The organism is Pseudoalteromonas sp. MelDa3 (assembly GCF_002863625.1).
Taxonomy (GTDB): Bacteria; Pseudomonadota; Gammaproteobacteria; order Enterobacterales; family Alteromonadaceae; genus Pseudoalteromonas; species Pseudoalteromonas arctica.
Genome location: NZ_PJBR01000009.1, coordinates 95,720 through 114,653 on the forward strand (window position 1 = coordinate 95,720; position 18,934 = coordinate 114,653).

Annotated in this window: 18 protein-coding genes and 1 pseudogene; 13 read left to right on the forward strand and 6 right to left on the reverse strand. The window is 40.3% G+C overall.

What is annotated here, in order from left to right:
* Nucleotides 1–10: 10 nt before the first annotated feature.
* The 4 genes from CXF89_RS03640 (at nt 11) to CXF89_RS03655 (ending at nt 4,333) form a co-directional block, all read left to right on the forward strand.
* On the forward strand, nt 11–751 hold the full coding sequence (locus tag CXF89_RS03640; RefSeq protein ID WP_007376223.1) for a 2,3,4,5-tetrahydropyridine-2,6-dicarboxylate N-succinyltransferase: 741 nt from the start codon (nt 11–13) through the stop codon (nt 749–751).
* On the forward strand, nt 751–1,956 hold the full coding sequence (locus CXF89_RS03645) for a PLP-dependent decarboxylase (protein ID WP_121953818.1): 1,206 nt from the start codon (nt 751–753) through the stop codon (nt 1,954–1,956). Before CXF89_RS03640 ends, CXF89_RS03645 begins: the two co-directional genes overlap by 1 nt.
* Nucleotides 1,957–1,961: 5 nt before the next feature.
* Nucleotides 1,962–3,083, forward strand: a complete 1,122-nt coding sequence (locus tag CXF89_RS03650; protein ID WP_121953819.1) for a succinylglutamate desuccinylase/aspartoacylase family protein — start codon at nt 1,962–1,964, stop codon at nt 3,081–3,083.
* Between the two features lie 215 nt (nt 3,084–3,298).
* On the forward strand, nt 3,299–4,333 hold the full coding sequence (locus CXF89_RS03655) for a phospholipase A (RefSeq protein WP_121953820.1): 1,035 nt from the start codon (nt 3,299–3,301) through the stop codon (nt 4,331–4,333).
* A 58-nt stretch (nt 4,334–4,391) separates the two neighbouring features.
* Here the strand turns inward: CXF89_RS03655 and CXF89_RS03660 are convergent, their stop codons facing one another.
* Nucleotides 4,392–5,285: a bifunctional GNAT family N-acetyltransferase/hotdog fold thioesterase gene (locus CXF89_RS03660; RefSeq protein ID WP_076925800.1), complete on the reverse strand. Its 894-nt coding sequence runs from the start codon at nt 5,283–5,285 to the stop codon at nt 4,392–4,394.
* A 245-nt stretch (nt 5,286–5,530) separates the two neighbouring features.
* Between CXF89_RS03660 and CXF89_RS03665 the strand changes: the two genes are divergently transcribed.
* Nucleotides 5,531–6,244: a spermidine synthase gene (locus CXF89_RS03665; protein WP_121953821.1), complete on the forward strand. Its 714-nt coding sequence runs from the start codon at nt 5,531–5,533 to the stop codon at nt 6,242–6,244.
* Here the strand turns inward: CXF89_RS03665 and dtd are convergent.
* On the reverse strand, nt 6,233–6,670 hold the full coding sequence (gene dtd, locus CXF89_RS03670) for a D-aminoacyl-tRNA deacylase (protein ID WP_121953822.1): 438 nt from the start codon (nt 6,668–6,670) through the stop codon (nt 6,233–6,235). The genes CXF89_RS03665 and dtd overlap by 12 nt on opposite strands.
* The gene (locus tag CXF89_RS03675; RefSeq protein ID WP_121953823.1) at nt 6,671–7,576 is read right to left on the reverse strand and encodes a virulence factor BrkB family protein; all 906 of its coding nucleotides are present in this window, start codon (nt 7,574–7,576) and stop codon (nt 6,671–6,673) included.
* 87 nt (nt 7,577–7,663) lie between these two features.
* On the opposite strand from CXF89_RS03675, the gene CXF89_RS03680 reads away from it, so the two are divergent.
* The 3 genes from CXF89_RS03680 (at nt 7,664) to CXF89_RS03690 (ending at nt 10,270) form a co-directional block, all read left to right on the forward strand.
* Nucleotides 7,664–8,320, forward strand: a complete 657-nt coding sequence (locus tag CXF89_RS03680) for a DUF2959 domain-containing protein (protein ID WP_121953824.1) — start codon at nt 7,664–7,666, stop codon at nt 8,318–8,320.
* 74 nt (nt 8,321–8,394) lie between these two features.
* Complete coding sequence (locus tag CXF89_RS03685) at nt 8,395–9,474, forward strand: MBL fold metallo-hydrolase (RefSeq protein WP_121953825.1); 1,080 nt, start codon at nt 8,395–8,397, stop codon at nt 9,472–9,474.
* A 67-nt stretch (nt 9,475–9,541) separates the two neighbouring features.
* Nucleotides 9,542–10,270: a CBM9 family sugar-binding protein gene (locus tag CXF89_RS03690; protein WP_121953826.1), complete on the forward strand. Its 729-nt coding sequence runs from the start codon at nt 9,542–9,544 to the stop codon at nt 10,268–10,270.
* 155 nt (nt 10,271–10,425) lie between these two features.
* Here CXF89_RS03690 and CXF89_RS03695 read toward each other — a convergent pair whose 3' ends face one another.
* Both CXF89_RS03695 and typA read right to left on the reverse strand, forming a co-directional pair.
* Nucleotides 10,426–11,040, reverse strand: coding sequence for a hypothetical protein (locus CXF89_RS03695; protein ID WP_121953827.1), 615 nt, complete (start codon nt 11,038–11,040; stop codon nt 10,426–10,428).
* A gap of 144 nt (nt 11,041–11,184) precedes the next feature.
* Complete coding sequence (typA, locus tag CXF89_RS03700; RefSeq protein ID WP_024589533.1) at nt 11,185–13,008, reverse strand: translational GTPase TypA; 1,824 nt, start codon at nt 13,006–13,008, stop codon at nt 11,185–11,187.
* A 507-nt stretch (nt 13,009–13,515) separates the two neighbouring features.
* On the opposite strand from typA, the gene glnA reads away from it, so the two are divergent.
* From glnA to CXF89_RS03725, 5 genes are all read left to right on the forward strand, one after another.
* A complete protein-coding gene (gene glnA, locus CXF89_RS03705) occupies nt 13,516–14,922 on the forward strand; it encodes a glutamate--ammonia ligase (protein WP_010554792.1) in 1,407 nt (468 codons plus the stop codon).
* Between the two features lie 113 nt (nt 14,923–15,035).
* A complete protein-coding gene (locus CXF89_RS03710) occupies nt 15,036–15,557 on the forward strand; it encodes a DUF4124 domain-containing protein (protein WP_024589531.1) in 522 nt (173 codons plus the stop codon).
* Between the two features lie 82 nt (nt 15,558–15,639).
* Complete coding sequence (gene glnL, locus CXF89_RS03715; protein ID WP_007582173.1) at nt 15,640–16,710, forward strand: nitrogen regulation protein NR(II); 1,071 nt, start codon at nt 15,640–15,642, stop codon at nt 16,708–16,710.
* Nucleotides 16,711–16,724: 14 nt separating this feature from the next.
* Nucleotides 16,725–18,110 carry a nitrogen regulation protein NR(I) gene (ntrC, locus tag CXF89_RS03720; RefSeq protein WP_007582175.1) on the forward strand — a complete coding sequence of 462 codons (1,386 nt, stop codon included), beginning with the start codon at nt 16,725–16,727 and terminating at the stop codon, nt 18,108–18,110.
* Nucleotides 18,111–18,139: 29 nt separating this feature from the next.
* Nucleotides 18,140–18,598 (forward strand): cyclic nucleotide-binding domain-containing protein, encoded by a 459-nt coding sequence (locus CXF89_RS03725; protein WP_010554789.1) that lies wholly within the window; start codon nt 18,140–18,142, stop codon nt 18,596–18,598.
* A gap of 9 nt (nt 18,599–18,607) precedes the next feature.
* Here the strand turns inward: CXF89_RS03725 and CXF89_RS21150 are convergent.
* Nucleotides 18,608–18,934 (reverse strand): annotated as a pseudogene (locus tag CXF89_RS21150) (hypothetical protein); the annotation flags it as partial.

Consider the following 18,934-nt stretch of genomic DNA (forward strand, 5'->3'; position numbering starts at 1 on the left):
GGTTTTTATAATGAGCTGGTTAGAACTATTAAATAATTTAGAATCGGGCGCAGTACGCGCAGCATCACAAAACGAAAGCGGCCAATGGCAAGCTAACGTAGAAGTAAAACAAGGCATTTTGGATGCCTTTAAAAATGGCACTAATACTGAGTTTGCCGGTGGTTTTGTTGATAAGCATAACTTAGCTCCGCAAGAATTTAGTACTGACGATGGCGTACGTATGGTGCCGGGTGGCTCTAGTGTTCGCCGTGGTGCTTATGTTGCTAAAGGCACGATTATTATGCCACCAGCGTATGTAAACATTGGTGCATATATCGACGAAGGCACAATGGTAGATAGCCACGCATTAGTTGGCTCGTGTGCACAAGTAGGTAAAAACGTACATTTAAGTGCTGCAGTGCAGCTTGGTGGTGTACTTGAGCCAATTGGTGCAAGCCCAGTAGTTGTAGAAGACGACGCCTTTATTGGCGCTGGCTGTATTATTGTTGAAGGTGTAGTTATTAAAAAAGGCGCAGTACTTGCCCCAGGCGTGCGTTTATCAGCAACTATTCCGGTATACGACTGCGTAAACGAGCGCCAACTTGATAAAGGCGAGCCAATCCCAGAATATGCCATTGTAATACCGGGCTCTCGCCCTGCTTCAAACGAGTGGGCGCGCGAGCAAGGCCTAAGCATGTCGTGTGCGTTAATAGTTAAATACCGCGACGAAAAAAGCGATGCATCATTATTGCTTGAAGAGGTTTTACGATAATGAGCTTTTTGAGCACGCCTATCAAAACCGCTGTAAATACAATTACACAACAACTTGATACACCTTTTTTTGTTTACGACCTAGATCAACTAAACGCGCATCTTGCACGTTTAGTTGCGCAAACCGATGTAAAACTGTGGTACGCGGTAAAAGCAAATCCACTGTCTAAAATTATTCAAAGCTTAGACAGCGCTGGCTTTAATTTTGACGTAGCAAGTAAAGGTGAGCTTGAGCAAGTGCTAGCACAAGGTATTAGCTCACAGCGCGTGCTCAACACAGGGCCTGCAAAAAGCCCTAAACAAATTAAACACTTTATTGAGCGCGGAGTACGTATATTCGTAGCCGAAAGCCTCAATCAAGTACGTTGGTTAAACCAACAAGCGCAACTACAAAATACGCAGTTACAAGTATTACTGCGAGTGCAATTACGCTGGCCTGAAGATGAAAAAAACCCACTGGGCGGCGACAGCCTTACGCCGTTTGGTTTGGGTTGTGATGAGTGGCAAGCACTCAATGTAACCGACTACCCTACACTTAAGTTTGACGGCTTACATATTTTTCAGTGGGGCAACATGCTTAGCACGCAAAAGCTAAGCGAATTGTGGTCACAAATGATTGCACCACTTAGCCAACTTGCCAGCGATTTAAACATCAATCTTAAAGTTTTAGATTTAGGTGGCGGTTTAGGTATTCCTTATACACAAAATGAAGCAACGCTTGATTGGGATGATTTAATAGCTGCGCTCGCTAAAATTAAAAGTGATGCGGGTGTAGAAGAGTTGTGGATGGAGCTTGGTCGCTATGCCGTTGGCGAATACGGTCATTACGCCAACCCAGTAGTCGAACGCAAACAAAACTACAATCAAGAACAAGTCATTTTAACCGGCGGTATAAATCACCTATTGCGCCCCGCTGTTACCAGTCAAGATTTCCCTGCTGCGTTACTGCGCGAGTCCAATGCAAAAACTCAAGCGGTCACTTTATACGGGCCGCTTTGTACCGCGCTTGATTGCTTGGGTGAGCATAACCTACCAAGCGATTTAAATGAGCACGACTGGCTAGTGTTTAGCCAATGCGGTGCTTACGGCTTTACCGAAAGTATGCCGTATTTTTTATGCCACGAGCTAGCTGCCGAGTATACCCTGCAAAACGGTGAGCTTACCTGTGTTCGCCAAGCTGAAAATGCCAGTCATTATTTAAGGTAATAACTATGAGTAATACAACCCACATCAGCCAAGAGAACATTGTAGTAGGGGAAGTTGCAAACGGCTTACCACTTACAATTCCTGTTTATCGCTTAAAAGGCGATGGCACAGGACCTAGTGTTTATATTCAGGCCAATATGCATGGCGCTGAAGTGCAAGGTAACGCGGTTATTTTTCAGCTACTTGAGCAATTAAAACACCTTAATCTTAATGGCGATATTACATTAGTACCCTATGCCAACCCAATTGGTTGCAATCAAAAATCTGGCGAGTTTACCCTTGGTAGGTTCGACCCGATTACGGGTACTAATTGGAATCGCATGTACCACTACAATAAAAATTTAGTGACGCAGTTTGCAAAAAATCATACTCAGTATGATGACGCTACATTAAAAAGTAACTTTAAACAGGCGCTTATTGACGAAGTAGACAGCAAACTCAACGGCCCTGCTTATTTACTTAATACGGGTAAACGCATTGCGCTTAACTTACAAAAGCTCGCTCATCAGGCTGATATAGTACTCGATTTACACACAGGCCCTATTTCAAGCAAACACTTGTACTGCCCAACTTATGCAACCGACAGCGCGCGCTATTTTAATATTGAACATGTACTGCTTATTCCTAGTGATTTTGACGGCGCTATGGACGAAGCTAACTTTTGCCCATGGTGGCATTTAAGTGATGCACTTAGCGGGCAAGGTCGCGAATTATCAATACCTGTAGAAGCATTTACTGTAGAGCTAGGCAGCCAAGAAAAAATAGACTTAAAAGAAGCACTAAACGATGCTAACAGCATTTTAAGTTACTTAAATCACAAAGGCGTACTGCAAAACGCAACGAATACCCCTGCTGATATTACTCGTTATGCGTGTAATTTAGATGACTATTTTGCTTACTACGCCCCCATTGGCGGTATGGTTGAATACATAGCACCACTTGGCGGGCACATTAAAGCTGGTGAGCCTATTGCTAATATTTTACGGATGGAACGCTACTTAAGCGAGCAACCACTGCAGACACTTACTCTAGATTGCGATGCAATTGCCATTTTGCACTTTGCCTCAGCGAGTGTTAACCAAGGCACCGAGCTTTATAAGTTTTTTACTAACATATTTGAGCTTTAGCTCACCCTTCTCATTGCGTGAGAGCAGATTAGCTAAAATAACTAATCTGCATTAAAAAAGCGGCCTAGGTCGCTTTTTTTCTGATCTATATTTACTTTATATACGTATAATGATTGCTGTGAATACAAATTCAGTAAAAGTTCACCGTTACATATGTAAAAAGACGTTATAATTAAATTAACGCATACAACAACCCGAACTCACAAGGAATTACAATGAGCTGGCGCCACTGGATCACACTTTCTGCCTTAATAAGTACAGCGACCTTCGCACAAGAAGAAGTTTCTACAAACGAGCAAGATAACGACATCGAACTTGTAAAGCAGTGTATTTTAAATGAAGTAATTGGCGGAGACGGTAAACAGACATTAGACGATCTTCGTAAAAAGTGTTCAGCTCTTGAAGAAAACAAACAACTTACCGCGCTTGATAAACGCCAAGCTCGAGAAGAAGTCGGTAAAAAAAATAGAAACGTAATTACGCCACATAAGCGTAACTATATTTTACCGCTTTCGTACGTATCACACCCAAACGATCGCCCTTTTGATGGTTTTGACGAATTAACAGATGATAACGATGGTGAGCCACTAGACAACCTAGAAGCAAAATACCAGCTTTCAATCAAAGTGCCTCTATATGATGATTTTTCTGATGAAGACCAAGCCATATTTTTTGGCTTTACTCTGCAATCTTACTGGCAGCTTTATAACTCAGAAATCTCTTCTCCATTTCGTGAAACCAACTACGAACCAGAAATATTTTGGATAAACTACCTCGACCCAGAAAACGTATTATGGGGCGACGAAATGGCAATTTCACTAGGTATTTCGCATCAATCAAATGGTCGCAGCCAGCCAAACTCGCGTTCGTGGAACCGTATTTATGCAGACTTTATTTGGGAAAACAGAGGCTTTGTTTTTAGTTTTAAACCTTGGTACCGCATAGCTGAGGACGAAAAAGACAACGTTTTAGAAGCTAAAGGCGACGACAACCCAGACATATACAAATACATGGGCTATTTTGAATTTAGTGGTGCATACCGTCTTAACGATCATGAATTTAGCTTCATGACGCGTAACAACTTAAATTCAGAAAACCGTGGTGCAATTCAACTCGACTGGTCATTTCCGTTATGGGGTCGCGTTCGTGGTTATGCACAATATTTTAACGGTTATGGCGAAAGCTTAATTGATTACAACGCGGATGTAGAACGTATTGGTGTAGGTATATTATTAACTGACTTGTTATAAAACGAGCTCACAAAAAAGCCAAGCATTGCTTGGCTTTTTGTTTTTCGACATTAAACAATTATTTTTTAACCGCAAACACACCTTCAAACTCTGCAACTACATTGTCACCATCATAAATAGTAACAGGCACAATATAGGTTGCTTTACCGTCGGTTTCTAAATCGCTTAACTTGCCCTTACATGTTTGTATATCAACACAACCACGTGGGTCTGTAGTAAGCGGTTTTAAGTACTTAATGTTAGCATCGGCCAATACAATATTACCTTCAAGCCCAGCTTCTTTAAGTGCTAAGTACGTAGCGCCCCAACCTGTTAGCGTGGCCAAGCTATAAATAGACCCTGCAAACATCGTGTTATGTAGGTTTAAGTTAGCGTCAAGGTCGGCACTGGTTGTAAATTGCCAATCGGTATAGCTTTCTACCTTAATGCCCATCGCGTCACTAATTGGAATAGACTCACGCCATATATTTTGTAGTACTTGCGTCCAATTAGGGTGGCGGAACCAACCTGGTTCACATGGCTTTTGCTTTACCATTTTAAAGTGTTGAACATCACCATACGCTAAATGCGCTTTTTCTTTTAATTCATAACCGTGGCGCTTATAAAACTCAAGTGCTCGTTCGCGTGCAAACAATACAAGTTCACCGGCATTTTGAACCCATGCAATTTTTTCAAGCTCGTGCAGTAAGCGACTACCAATATGCTGGTTACGATTACCCTCAGCAACTGCCATATAACGCACTTGTGCTTGCTCATGATTGTTAAAGTGCAAACGTGCTACGCCTAGCACTTCACCTTCTTTATTTTTTATAAAGCGATGCTCAGAATCTTGTTCCATATCGTCTTGTTCAGAGCCACGAGGCTCGCCCCAAGGCGCGCGTAATACCTGCCAACGCAATTGATAATACGCTTGCCAATCTTCGCTACTTTGTGGGGTGCTTACCTGAAACATACATACTCCTGTTGTTATATAAGCCGCAAATAAAAGTCAAAAAAGGCTACGGCGTTATACTAATCGTATTGGTTATCTACCAAGCTAAAAAAATAAAATAATTAAATTGATTGGTATTATTATGGCAAATACCATACTCCATCCTAAAAAAACTGCAAATACGACTTTGGTGATGCCTGCAAAATAACGTAAAAAATAATAGCAAAGGGCATTGCGCTTTAACGTTGCTAGTTTATGCTGAGAATATGACTGAAAAAATCAATTATATAAATTCACTGACGGGTTTGCTAAGCGATCAATTTATTGAAAATAGCCACAGCATTGGTCAGTTAATATATTGGCATAAATGCAGTGGTGATCACATTCAAGTACGTGAGCACGAGCAGTTACGCTGGTTACTTATTAACGACACCCTTCAATCTGTTATTGATTTAAATAATCCGAGCTTATTACTTTTTCCGCATTTATTGTACTTAGATAAGCATTGGCAAACTCTTAAGCCGCCACAAAATGTGTTAGAACTTGGCCTTGGCGGTGGAGCAATTCGTAATTATTTACAGTATAAATACCCTAAAGCACAAATAACATCGGTTGAAAAAAACGCCGATATTATTGATTGCTATACCCAGTTTTTTTCGTCAAATAAAAATGAGCAACTGCTTTGCGCCGATGCGCAACAGGTTTTAAAAAGTGCGCTAAATGTTGATTGGGTTATTCTAGATTTATTTAGCCAAATAGATGCACCTCGATTTTTATTTGAAGAGGCATTTTATAAAAAAATCTACTCGGCTTTAAATAACAACGGCGTGCTATTTATTAACTTTTTATCGCAGCATGAGTCGCAATTAAAGCAACTTCAGCAGCTATTACTCGATGTATTTGGTTGTAATGTTAGCCCGCAAAAAATTACGGGCTATGTAAATCATATTGTCGTGGTAACCAAAAACTTAAACAGATAAGTTAAACGTAACGGGCCCATCGTTACACAAGCTTACTTGCATATCGGCACCAAACTCACCTGTGGCTATTGTAAGCCCCAACTCTTTAGCTTGAGCTACAAAGTATTCGTAAAGCTCGTTAGCTTGGCTTGGCGTTGCCGCAGATGAAAAACTAGGGCGCATACCCTTTTTAGTGTCAGCCGCTAGCGTAAATTGCGAAACCACAAGTAACTCACCTTTAATATCTTTAAGGCTTAAGTTCATTTTGTCGTTTTCGTCAGTAAAAATACGATAATTACTTACTTTGTGTAAAAGTTTGTCAGATGTTTGCTTGTCGTCGTGTTTTTCGACACCTAATAGCAACAATATACCATTGCCAATCTCGCCTACTACTTGGTTATTAATTTCTACTTTGGCATACTTTACACGCTGTATTAAACCTTGCATTTAAACTGTATCCTTTAGTGCTGGTTCATCATCTTCTAGTTCAAGCTCAGGTGTTTCTGGAATATCATTTGGGCTAATGCACGCTGTAAATTCAGCGCCAAGCAAAACAACTACCCACGACAAATACACCCATACAAACAAAATAGGAATGGTAGCTACTGCGCCGTAAATAACTTCGTACGACGGAAAATGGCTAATATAAAGTGCAAATCCTTTTTTAGTCAGCTCAAATAAAAGTGCCGCAAAAAAAGCGCCAGGTATTGCCGCTCTAAACGACACGCGCGTATTAGGCACTAAGGTGTAGAGCATAATAAAGCCCACCATCGAAATCCCGTACGGCAATAACTTTAACAAAAATCCGCTAAACCCAGGAATACCCTGATCAGCAAACGATACCAACGATACAATGTAAGAGGTAACACCAATACTGGCACCGAGCAGCATAGGCCCTAAGCTCAAAACCATCCAGTACACAGCAAATGAGATCATCATTGGGCGTTTTTTCTTAATTCGCCAAATTCGGTTTAATGTGGCGTCTACATTGCGTATTAACAGTAAGGCTATTGCAGCTAAAAAACCAATACCTACTGCCGTCATTTGGTTGGCATTGCCCGCAAAGGAGCTAATGTGCTCTCTAATAACATCGGTAGAAGTAGGGACAAAGTTGGTAAACAAAAAGCTCTCAATTTCCATGCGAGTAGATTCAAAGCCCGGAAAAGCCGAAAATATAGCAACACCCACCGCAATTAATGGCACTAACGACAGAAGTGTCACGTAAGCAAGGTAACCTGCATTAACCGTTATTTGATCGTCTATACAACGATTGAAATACTGCATCCACCAACCAGGTTGCTGGCGTATAAAGGACTTAACTTGCTGTTTGTAATGTGAGAGCTTATCATTCATACAATTGACTTGTGCTTATATAGTTTTGATTATAATAACAATCAGCGCCATAATTTACAGCACTAACGCACGTAAACAGGAATTCAAATGAAAAAACAAACATTACTCAGTGTTTCAATGCTTGTAGTAACACTTACTTTAACTGGCTGCCAATCAGCTTATTACTCTGCAATGGAAAAAGTGGGTGTTCATAAACGCGATATTCTTATTGACCGCGTAGAAGAAACCAAAGACTCTCAAGAAGAGTCACAAGAAGAATTTAAATCGGCACTAGAGCGCTTAACGACTCTAATCGATTTTAATGGTGGCGAATTACAAGACACTTATAATCAGTTAAACGACGATTACGAGTCGAGCTTAAATGCCGCTAACGAAGTCTCAACTAACATCAATAAGGTAGAAGACGTGGCAGAAGCGCTATTTGATGAATGGGGCGATGAGTTGGAGCAATACAAAAGCGCATCACTTAAGCGTGAAAGCAGCAAAAAGCTAGCCGCGACTAAGCGTCAATTTGATCAGCTATTACGCTCAATGCGCAGCGCAGAGAGTAAAATGGAGCCAGTATTAACTTCGCTTCATGATAACGTTTTATACTTAAAGCATAACTTAAATGCACAAGCGGTATCGGCTATTAAAGATGAATTCACTAACCTTAAGCGCGATATTCAATTGTTGATGAACGACATGAACAAATCGATTGCTGATTCAAACAAATTTATTGAACAAATGAACAGCGCTGGCTAATTATTTGTTACTTAAACAAGCCTGCTCAATTGCAGGCTTTTTTATGTTAAAGGGAATGCTAAAAGGGATTTACAATGAAACGCTTTTTAATCGCAACAACGCTCTTATGTATATTAACGGCCTGCGGTGCACCTAATAATATTAATCATATATCCAGCCCCGACTCAGTTGTTGTTATTAATGATAAGAATGGTCGTTATAAAAATTTATACACAGGTGAAAAAACATATCCCACTACCTGTACTGAAAACTGCTACCCAGCCCACCCAGACTTACTATGCAAAACCGGCAGCGAAAACTGCCAGTACCAAGGCCAGCAAACTAAACCACAGCTTAGCACTGGCTATACCGTACGCTGGCTTGGTCACGCTAGTTTTGTAATTAACACCCCAAATGGTCAAAGTGTGCTGTTTGATCCGGTAAAAAATCAGTTTGATTCTCCAGTCGCACTTGGCTTTAAACTCGGCGGTGGTATTTATCGTAAAGCAGGCGCTTGGCCTAGTGAGCAAGAACTGGAAAATATTGATGCTGTAATGTATTCGCATATTCATTACGATCACTTTAATAAGGCCGACATACAAAGCATTGGCAATAAACCTCGCTATTTAACACCACTCGGTATGGCCGACAACTTTCCTACCGGTGGTTTTAATATTAGCGAAATGCCGTGGTATTCAACAACCAACATTGACGACTTAGTTATTAATGCCGTGCCAGCTCATCATTTTAGCGCTCGTGTATTGGTGCCCTTTATTTACGAAGATAACAATAAAGACTTATGGAATGGCTGGCTGCTTGAACAAAACGGCAGTACCTTATTTTTTGCAGGCGATACGGGCTACTCAAAACACTTTAAAGACATACAGCAAAAATATGGCGATATAGATGTGTGCTTAATACCAATCGCATCTTACTACAGTAAAGAAAGTGGTAAATTTTATCGTTACGTTCACACCACACCAGAGGATGCGCTCAACGCAGCACAAGAGCTTAACTGCAAAGTAATGATACCGTGGGGATACGGTAACTCAAGTTGGAAAATGGGTGACCACAGCAGTCATTCAGCCTTACTGCGCTTATTGCATATGTACACTAAAATGGATTCAAAAGTACCGCTGTATATTTTAAACGAAGGCGAAAGTATTTCACTATAACTATTTACTTAGCTGTTTTAAGATTGTTATTACATTAAGACAAATCCACAATAAAATTGAGAAATTAATGAAAAAATTAGCACTCGCCTTAAGCTTTTTATTAAGCACGCCAGCAATGGCTATTGATGTTGAACATACATCAACTCCAATTACTATTGATGGCGTATCAGAAAGTGCGTGGGATAAAGCCGCTTGGCACGATATGCCTTATTTAATGGATGGCACACTGCCATCAAACGATGCCGACTTTAAAGGGCGTTATCGCTTACTGTGGGATCAAAACTATTTATACCTACAAGCCGATATTGTGGATGACGTTTTAATAGATACACACGCCGATCCAACGTATAAATATTGGGATGACGATGCGCTTGAAGTATTTATTGATAGCGATGCATCAGGTGGTAATCATCAATTTAATCACACCGCTTTGGCATACCATATTGGCCTTGATAACCAAGCCGCCGATTACGGACCTGATAAAAAAGCCCATTTGTATACCGACCACCTAGTTAGTAATTGGAAGCGCAATACCACCACGCCTTTTAACATTACCTGGGAAGTAGCGATAAAACTCTACCCGAATGATTATAAAGAAGGTGCTAAAAATACCCCAATTACACTTAGCGAAAAGCAGGTAATCGGATTTATGCTAGCGTATTGCGATAACGATGGCAGTGACGTGCGCGAGCACTTTATGGGCTCACACGAAGTACAACCAGTAAATGGCGACAGAAACCGTGGCTTTATAGATGCAGATGTATTTGGCAAAATCACCCTACTCCCTAAAAAGTAAGTTACTCCCACCAATAAAATAATTAAGTAGGTTGGGTTGAGCGCAGCGAAACCCAACGAAAAAAATCCCCTACCAACAAACATGGGGGTTTTGCATTATCGATTGCTTAAATAAAGATCAAAGTAAAAATATTACCTACTTGACCTGTAACAATATTAATTTTGAGTTTTTTCTAGATCCACTATCCAATGATTATTTTCAAAGTCTTTTTTTTCCGACTCATCAAACTCAAATACTCTTTTAAAAATACTGTTCAAGTCAAATAGGAATTGTCCTTTATCTAAAACTTCTAACCTTGCTTGAATATTTTTTTCCCAGCCGTTGTCGTTTGTATTTAGAAGCACTTTCTCAGCATTAGAGTGAGCAAGAGTATTCCTCAAGTTAATTATTTTACTTATTTTTTCATTAGTCTCTTTATCAAGATCTATATCCAATTTTAACTTTATATAATCTCTCCATTTATCTCTAACCCTCAAATTTTTAAGTCGATTGCTTAACTTCAAATACCTTGCGCCATAATAATTAATATATGCTTCTAATGTGAGCGCAGCATATAAAACGAAAGAATTTGAATAAAATATGAAAGAGTGAATATGCAATCTATCTTCTTTACTTAACTGACCTGACCTCTCCCTAGCTTCTTTATATTTAGGATACGCTGCTTGTATTGAAAAAAAACAGTCTACCGTGAAATTGTAATACAGTTCATATTGCTTCTCTAAAATATATTTTTCACCATCATCGTTTTTAAGTAATATTCCAGTATGCATAGTTAATTCCTTTTTACATTTTCCAATTTATTTAATATTCAAAATAGCACTCATTTAAATTTAAATAAATGAATCTCACCCACAAAAAAGCCGCTGTATTTTTCAATACAGCGGCTTTTAAAATCATAATTCTAAATTAATAGATTATGCTTTAGGTCCACGACCTGCACGTTTACGTTCGTTTTCTGTAAGGTAACGCTTACGAATACGAATGTTTAGTGGAGTTACTTCAACTAGCTCGTCATCATCGATGAACTCAAGCGCTTGCTCAAGTGAGTAGTTAAGGTGTGGAGAAAGCGTTTGCGCTTCATCAGTACCAGATGCACGTACGTTAGTTAACTGCTTGCCTTTAAGGGCGTTAACTGTAAGGTCGTTATCACGGTTATGAATACCGATAACCATACCTTCGTATACTTCAACACCGTGACCGATGAATAAACGGCCGCGTTCTTGTAAGTTGAATAATGCGTTAGTAAGTGCTTTACCAGTTGCATTTGCAATCATTACGCCGTTCTTACGAACACCGATGTCGCCACCTTTGTGAGGACCGTAATGATCGAACGTATGGTACATAAGACCAGAACCCGAAGTAAGCGTCATGAAATCAGTTTGGAAACCAATTAAACCACGGCTAGGGATCATGAAATCTAAACGCATACGGCCTTTGCCATCTGGAGTCATGTTAGTAAGCTCACCTTTACGTAGGCCAACTTGTTCCATAACAGAACCCTGATGCTCGTCTTGACAGTCAATAGTAACTGTTTCAAACGGTTCTTCTAGAACGCCATCTACAGTACGTAAGATAACTTCCGGACGAGAAACTGAAAGCTCGTAACCTTCACGACGCATGTTCTCGATTAAGATACCTAGGTGTAATTCACCACGACCAGAAACACGGAAGCTATCTGGGCTACCAGTATCTTCAACGCGAAGTGCTACGTTGTGTACTAATTCTTTGTCTAAACGTTCACGGATATTACGTGACGTTACAAACTTACCTTCTTTACCACAGAAAGGTGAGTTATTTACAGAGAATGTCATTGTTACAGTTGGCTCATCAACACTTAGTGGTGGTAATGCTTCAACGTTTCCTGGGAAACAAACTGTATCAGAAATCTTAAGCTCACCAATACCTGTTACAGTTACGATGTTACCAGCGTAAGCTCTATCAGTTTCGATACGTTCAAGACCTAGGTAGCTTTGTACTGCGCCAATTTTACCATTACGTGTAGTGCCATCAGCACTGATAATAGTAACTTGTTGGTTAGGAGCAACAGAACCACGTTTAATACGACCAATACCAACTACACCAACATAAGAGTTGTAATCTAGTTGAGAAATTTGCATTTGGAAGTCACCTTCAGGATCTGCATCCGGTGGTGATACTTCGTCAACGATCATCTTGAACATAGGTTCCATGTTGTCTGATGGCTCGTCTAAATCTAGTGTTGCCCAGCCGTTGATAGCTGAAGCGTAGATTACTTTAAAATCTAACTGTTCGTCAGTTGCGCCAAGGTTGTCGAATAAATCAAAGATTTGATCCATAACCCAATCAGGACGTGAACCTGGCTTATCAATTTTATTGATAACTACGATTGGCTTTAAGCCTTGCGCGAATGCCTTTTGCGTAACGAAACGCGTTTGTGGCATTGGACCTTCTTGAGCATCAACAAGTAATAATACTGAGTCAGCCATCGAAAGTACGCGTTCAACTTCACCACCGAAATCGGCGTGTCCCGGAGTATCTACGATATTGATATGGTAGTCGTTCCAAGAGATGGCTGTGTTTTTAGCCAAAATGGTAATACCACGTTCTTTCTCAATGTCGTTTGAGTCCATCACGCGCTCTTCGTTACCGCCGCGTGTTTCTAATGTACCTGATTGCTCAAGTAGTTTGTCAACCAGAGTTGTTTTACCGTGGTCAACGTGCGCGATAATCGCTATATTTCTTAACTTTTCGATGCTCATATATTTACTCAGAGAAATTAAATTCTCAATGATCCTGCAAGATCTACGCACTCATCCACGCTTTCGCGAGATGTCCCAGCATAGGATTTAAAAGGGCGCATATTATCCCTCATTAATGACATGGATGAAAGTTTATCCAATACATATTTTAAAACTTTCTCAATACTTTTACTAAGTATCTGTTTTATATATGACAATTATATGAATTAAATTTCAATATTTTTTTGAAAAACAGCCTTTTTGACTATTTTTCCGATCTTTTTGTTACTCTTTTGCATTTAGGTTATGCTAATTTCAGCTGATTAAATTAACAACAAATTACGCTCTGTAAATTTTGCACCGAAATGGAACATTTACGCACCAACATGGTGCGTTTGTATATTCCATTTTGATGCAATGATATTTTTTTAATTTATAAACAGCCAGTTACAATAATGGCACAAAATCAGCTTAGTAAATATCAAAGCAATTATGCAGCAATAACAAAACCCAATAGTTGGAGGACACATGTCACAATCGGTTTTAGATTTTATTAAAGAAAATGACGTCAAGTTCATTGATTTACGCTTTACTGACACTAAGGGTAAAGAACAACATGTATCGATTCCTCATCACCAAGTTGATGAAGATTTTTTCGAAGACGGTAAAATGTTCGACGGTTCTTCAATTGCAGGCTGGAAAGGCATAAACGAATCAGACATGGTATTAATGCCAGTTCCTGAGTCAATCAAACTAGACCCTTTCACTGAAGAAGCGACATTAATTTTACGTTGTGACGTAGTAGAGCCTTCTACACTACAAGGCTATGAGCGCGACCCGCGTTCTGTTGCTAAGCGTGCTGAAGATTACATGCGTTCTACAGGCATTGCAGACACTGTTTTATTTGGCCCTGAGCCAGAGTTTTTCGTATTTGACGATGTTAAATACAAATCAGATATGTCTGGTTCTATGTACAAAATTGATTCTAAGCAAGCTGCTTGGAACTCAGATAAAGAATATGCAGATGGCAACACTGGTCACCGTCCAGGTGTTAAAGGCGGTTACTTCCCAGTTGCTCCAGTTGATGACTTCCAAGATTGGCGTTCAGCTACGTGTCTAGTTCTAGAAGAAATGGGGCAAGTAGTAGAAGCACATCACCACGAAGTAGCAACAGCAGGTCAAAACGAAATCGCTACTCGCTTTAATACAATGGTATTAAAAGCGGATGAAATTCAAGAAATGAAATATGTTATCCATAACATGGCTCACTTATACGGTAAAACAGCAACGTTTATGCCTAAGCCAGTTGTTGGTGATAACGGTTCTGGTATGCATTGTCACCAGTCTTTAGCTAAAGACGGTGTTAACCTTTTTGCTGGCGATAAGTACGGCGGTCTTTCTGAAGATGCACTTTACTACATTGGCGGTATCATTAAGCATGCTAAAGCAATTAACGCTTTCGCAAATGCGTCTACTAACTCGTACAAACGTTTAGTACCAGGTTTTGAAGCACCCGTTATGCTTGCATACTCTGCACGTAACCGTTCTGCATCAATCCGTATCCCAGTGGTTCCATCTGAAAAAGGTCGTCGTATTGAAGTACGCTTCCCGGATCCAACTGCTAACCCATACCTTGCTTTCTCAGCAATGCTTATGGCTGGCCTTGATGGTATCAAAAACAAGATCCATCCTGGCGATGCTATGGATAAAGATTTATACGACTTACCAGCTGAAGAAGCAGCAGAAATTCCAACTGTTGCAGCATCACTTGACGAAGCACTATCTGCACTTAGCGCAGACCGTGAATTCTTAACTCAAGGTGGCGTATTCACTGATGACTTAATCGATGCTTACATCGAACTTAAGTCTAAAGAAGTTGAAAAGCTTAACATGACAACTCACCCAGTTGAGTTTGAAATGTACTACAGCTGTTAATTAAGCTGTAAAAAATATGTGTGTTCTCAAGCCCGCTTTGCGGGCTTTTTTAATGGTAAAATTAGTCAATCTCCACTAAAGTTAAGTTACCGATAAAAATGCAGGGCTGCAGAGTGAATAACAAGATTTTATTACTATTAATTACTTTAGGATTAAGTAATTATGGTTATGCCGGTGAAACAAAAATATACGCTTGGAAAGATAAAAATGGCGTATTAGTGTTCTCAGACACCCCTCATAAAGGGGCCCAAGAGGTAAAGCTCACCAGCCAAGATCTTAATATGCCTGCCACAAATACTGACATTTTTGACGAGCAACCTCAGCCTCAACAAGCGGCCTTTAGTATTGCTATTTCCTCACCTGATCATAACCAGACTATTCGTGAAAATACCGGCACTGTGTATGTAACTAGCCGAATAAAACCACGCTTTGAAACTGGTTTTACTATACAACTTTTTATTGATGGTAAAGCACACGGCCCAGCCAGTGACAGCTCAACCTTTGCAATTAGAGATGTAGAACGTGGTCAGCACACACTACAATTAAAGCTTTTTAATAGTAAAAACCAAGTTATTGCTACAAGCGAACCCTGCATATTTTTTATGCACCGAAAAGGGCTAAACCTAGGTAACTAAATTGGGGCATTACTAAACGTGCAGCAGTGTATTTAACCATATAACTTGCTTGCAAACATCCACGCACTAAAATGGTGCAGCTATGATTAATAATAAAAACTTTAGCCCTGAGCTACTCGATGCCATTTGGCAAAATCAAACAACCGCTATCATGCTACTTGATAAAAACTTCACCGTTGTATATGCCAACACCAGTACCAGCGAGCTGCTTGGCCTTGGTAATAAGCGCTTGTTAGAACAACCGTTTGATAGCCTTTTTAACTACCATTCAATCGATTTACAGCGTATAGAACAATACTCATTAGTTGAAGGCGTAGATTGCCAGCAGCATAGAGCTGACGTGGTTTTTAGCGATTCTCGCCATGCAAAAGTAGCCGTAAGTACACGACAAATTAAGTTTAATGGCTCGCTTTATATTTTATTTGAGTGGCGCCAAACCGATGACGAAATTAAGCACGACCAAGCGTCTAATCAAATGCATCAATATCAAGCTGCCCGAAACCTAATTAGAGGCTTAGCTCACGAAATTAAAAATCCTTTAGGTGGAATTCGCGGAGCGGCGCAGTTATTGCAGTATGAGGTTGATCAACAAGAAAGAGATCAATGTGCTGAGCTCATCATTGAGCAAGCCGACCGATTACGCGAACTAGTAGATAGGCTTTTGGGGCCCAATCAACTTCCGCAAAAATCGTATGGCAATATACATCAATCACTTGAATCAGTTGCAAGGCTAAGTACGTTAGATAATTGTTCTAACATTAGCTTAGTTAAAGATTACGACCCAAGTATTCCTGATGTATACATTGATCAAGGCAAAATTCAGCAAGTGGTATTAAACATTGTTCGAAATGCCCAACAGGCGCTTGTAGATGGCGGTGAAATAACAATAAAAACCCGCATTAATCATCAGCATCGTCGCCCAGGTAAAGCACCTAAAAAAGCCTTGTTGATCCAAATATCTGATAACGGACCAGGTATTGATCCCAGTGTACGCGAAACACTGTTCTACCCTATGATCACCAATAAAGAAGGTGGCTCTGGGTTAGGACTCTCAATAGCGCAAACACTGATAGATCAACATGATGGCTATATAGAATGTGATAGCTGGCCTGGACATACTGAATTTAATATCTATCTGCCCTTTGCAGATTAATGTTTGGAGTTTGCATGAAAACAGTTTGGCTTGTAGATGATGATGCTTCTATTCGATTTGTACTTGAAAAAGCACTAACCCGTGCAGGGTTTAACACAGAGAGCTTTGCTAATGCGCAAGATGTACTAAGCGCACTAAAGTTTAGCCAACCTACTGTTTTAGTTTCTGACGTACGAATGCCTGGTATGGATGGTATGGCGTTGCTTGAACTTATTGCAGAGCAAAACCCTGGGCTGCCGGTTATTATAATGACTGCGCACTCAGATTTAGACTCAGCTGTAAATGCATTCCAAAAAGGTGCTTTTGAATACCTTGCTAAGCCGTTTGATTTAAACGAAGCAGTGGCGCTAGTCGAAAGCGCATGCAGAGCAAACTCCACTAAAAAAACTAAGCGAAAGCAAGCTCCACCAAAAAGTGCCCACATAATTGGTGAAGCGCCCGCAATGCAAGAAGTGTTTAGAGCGATAGGTAAACTATCGGCCTCTAGCATGAGCGTATTAATAAATGGCGAATCTGGAACAGGTAAAGAACTTGTCGCCAGTGCGCTGCACAATCATAGCCCACGTAAAGAAAATCAATTTATTGCACTTAACATGGCAGCCATTCCAAAAGAGCTTGTTGAGTCAGAGTTATTTGGCCACGAAAAAGGCGCATTTACGGGCGCCGACAGCGTGCGTAAAGGCCGCTTTGAGCAAGCCAATGGCGGCACACTATTTTTAGATGAAATTGGTGATATGCCACTTGATGTACAAACACGTTTATTACGCGTTCTTGCCGATGGTGAGTTTTATCGCGTTGGTGGCCATCAAAGTATAAAAGTAGATGTGCGTATTATTGCGGCTACGCACCAAAACCTTGAAGATTTAGTTAAACAGGGCAAGTTTAGGGATGATTTATTTCATCGTCTTAATGTTGTGCGCCTACGTTTACCTGCTCTTCGAGAGCGTACTGAAGATATAGAAAGCTTATCGCAACACTTTTTACATAAAAGCGCTAAAGAGCTACAAGTAGAAAGCAAAGTGCTGAGCCCTAAGGCAACTGAGCAATTACGCTTATTTAATTGGCCAGGCAATGTACGCCAATTAGAAAACACCTGTCGCTGGCTTACTGTAATGGCACCGGGTGAGCTTGTAAGCGAGCAAGACTTACCGCCGGAGATTCTGGATGCTTCGCCAACCCAGGAAGAAGGTGATTGGCTAGATGCGTTTCAGCAATGGCTTAATCAAGAGCTTAAACAAGGCAAAGAAAATATTTGGCCTGACATTCAAGCCCAGCTAGAAACTCGCTTAATTAAAACCGCACTGGCTAATTGTTCTGGTCATAAGCAAGATGCTGCTATAAAAATTGGTTGGGGACGCAACACGTTGACCCGAAAATTAAAAGAGCGCAATATTAGCTGATTAAACGCTTTTAACACATTTGGTTATTGATGAAGCTAATCGAACATATTCCATTATTCAAACAAATGGAAATTATAAACAGGCTGCACTTTTTTAAAGAATTCACGCTCAGCGAGCGCCAAGTCTTATTAGAGTCGTTCGGCCTGTTATATTTAGTAAGCCAGCATCAATTTTTATTTAAGCAATACGATAACGACAAACGTTTGTACATTGTACTTAGCGGCGCGTTATTAGTATTTAAGCATAACCATTTGCTAGAACTTGGCACTATTGAGCCCGGTGAATTTATAGGTGAAGGTGCCTTCATAAATAACCGAGAGCGTAGTACCAGTGCTCGCGCTAAAACCGACAGTATAGTCCTCGCTATTACCCCTGAAGCACTCACCCGCTTACCTAATGTTATCCGCGAAAAAATTAAAGACCGAATTATAGAAGGTATGAGTCTGCGCATTGCCAAACTAAGCGAGCATATAGAAACTCACGGTTAACTCTATCACTCAGTCCATATAAACAATTTGTAGTGAACAGTTAAGCCAATCTGGTTTGTTTAAATATGCATTGTAAATAAAAGTATCTGACGGCTTTTGACCAAAGGGTGTGCTTATTTTAGGCGTAGTATGCGTGTACGATTGCGATGTGTTTTGATAATGAATAACCAAGTAGGGTTCAAAAAGCTCCCAATCCAACATCACTTTAACACCCGTTGGTAATGTAAATTGCGTCTTTTTTTCGTCAAATGAAACGCGCATATTATTATATTTATCGTTTAAGCAGCCCGTTGTAAGCATAATACTTGGCATACTTAGCTCGGTACTTTGTGAAGC

Excerpts from the sequence above, each read along its gene's own strand:
- CXF89_RS03640 (WP_007376223.1), top strand. The coding sequence starts at position 11 with ATGAGCTGGTTAGAACTATTAAATAATTTAGAATCGGGCGCAGTACGC.
- CXF89_RS03645 (WP_121953818.1), top strand. The coding sequence starts at position 751 with ATGAGCTTTTTGAGCACGCCTATCAAAACCGCTGTAAATACAATTACA.
- CXF89_RS03650 (WP_121953819.1), top strand. The coding sequence starts at position 1,962 with ATGAGTAATACAACCCACATCAGCCAAGAGAACATTGTAGTAGGGGAA.
- CXF89_RS03655 (WP_121953820.1), top strand. The coding sequence starts at position 3,299 with ATGAGCTGGCGCCACTGGATCACACTTTCTGCCTTAATAAGTACAGCG.
- CXF89_RS03660 (WP_076925800.1), bottom strand. The coding sequence starts at position 5,285 with ATGTTTCAGGTAAGCACCCCACAAAGTAGCGAAGATTGGCAAGCGTAT.
- CXF89_RS03665 (WP_121953821.1), top strand. The coding sequence starts at position 5,531 with ATGACTGAAAAAATCAATTATATAAATTCACTGACGGGTTTGCTAAGC.
- dtd (WP_121953822.1), bottom strand. The coding sequence starts at position 6,670 with ATGCAAGGTTTAATACAGCGTGTAAAGTATGCCAAAGTAGAAATTAAT.
- CXF89_RS03675 (WP_121953823.1), bottom strand. The coding sequence starts at position 7,576 with ATGAATGATAAGCTCTCACATTACAAACAGCAAGTTAAGTCCTTTATA.
- CXF89_RS03680 (WP_121953824.1), top strand. The coding sequence starts at position 7,664 with ATGAAAAAACAAACATTACTCAGTGTTTCAATGCTTGTAGTAACACTT.
- CXF89_RS03685 (WP_121953825.1), top strand. The coding sequence starts at position 8,395 with ATGAAACGCTTTTTAATCGCAACAACGCTCTTATGTATATTAACGGCC.
- CXF89_RS03690 (WP_121953826.1), top strand. The coding sequence starts at position 9,542 with ATGAAAAAATTAGCACTCGCCTTAAGCTTTTTATTAAGCACGCCAGCA.
- CXF89_RS03695 (WP_121953827.1), bottom strand. The coding sequence starts at position 11,040 with ATGCATACTGGAATATTACTTAAAAACGATGATGGTGAAAAATATATT.
- typA (WP_024589533.1), bottom strand. The coding sequence starts at position 13,008 with ATGAGCATCGAAAAGTTAAGAAATATAGCGATTATCGCGCACGTTGAC.
- glnA (WP_010554792.1), top strand. The coding sequence starts at position 13,516 with ATGTCACAATCGGTTTTAGATTTTATTAAAGAAAATGACGTCAAGTTC.
- glnL (WP_007582173.1), top strand. The coding sequence starts at position 15,640 with ATGATTAATAATAAAAACTTTAGCCCTGAGCTACTCGATGCCATTTGG.
- ntrC (WP_007582175.1), top strand. The coding sequence starts at position 16,725 with ATGAAAACAGTTTGGCTTGTAGATGATGATGCTTCTATTCGATTTGTA.
- CXF89_RS03725 (WP_010554789.1), top strand. The coding sequence starts at position 18,140 with ATGAAGCTAATCGAACATATTCCATTATTCAAACAAATGGAAATTATA.